Source organism: Blautia sp. MSK17_66 (assembly GCF_020538025.1).
Lineage (GTDB): Bacteria > Bacillota > Clostridia > Lachnospirales > Lachnospiraceae > Blautia_A.
Genome location: NZ_JAJBNQ010000087.1, coordinates 1 through 515, shown reverse-complemented (window position 1 = coordinate 515; position 515 = coordinate 1). Strand labels below are relative to the sequence as shown.

At 40.6% G+C, this 515-nt stretch carries 1 protein-coding gene; it reads right to left on the bottom strand.

All coding sequences use genetic code 11. The features are described from left to right. Positions 1-515: NAD(P)/FAD-dependent oxidoreductase (locus LIR34_RS17595; RefSeq protein ID WP_173697545.1), on the bottom strand; the 515-nt coding region annotated here is incomplete at both ends.

The window sequence follows — 515 nt, the reverse complement described above, 5'->3', positions numbered from 1 at the left end:
TTTTCTTTAAATCCTTCTACTGTATAGCCCAGTACCAGTTTTATCCCATGCTTTCTCATTTCATTATGGATCATGGATGCCATATCCGGGTCAAATGGGTTCATCAGCTGCTTAGGCCGCTGGACAATTGTAACATCCATGCCAAGCTCCCTCAAATTTTCTGCCAGTTCCAGACCAATAAAACCGCCACCTGCCAATACAGCCGATTTTGGATGATTCTTATTTATATATTCCTTTATCCGAAAAGTGTCTTCTACAGTACGAAGTGTAAAAAGTTTATCCATACCTACTCCGGGAAGTCTCGGCTGTGTTGGCTTTGCACCTGGAGAGAGGATCAGCTTATCATAGTTTTCTTCAAATATCTCACCATTCTCTAAATTTTTCACTGAAACCGTTTTTCGTTCCGGATGTATGGAGATAACTTCATGATGAATTTTCATGTTAATACGGAATCGTTTAAAAAAACTCTCTGGTGTCTGTAGTGTAAGTTCTTCCGGGTCTGTGATCACGTCTCC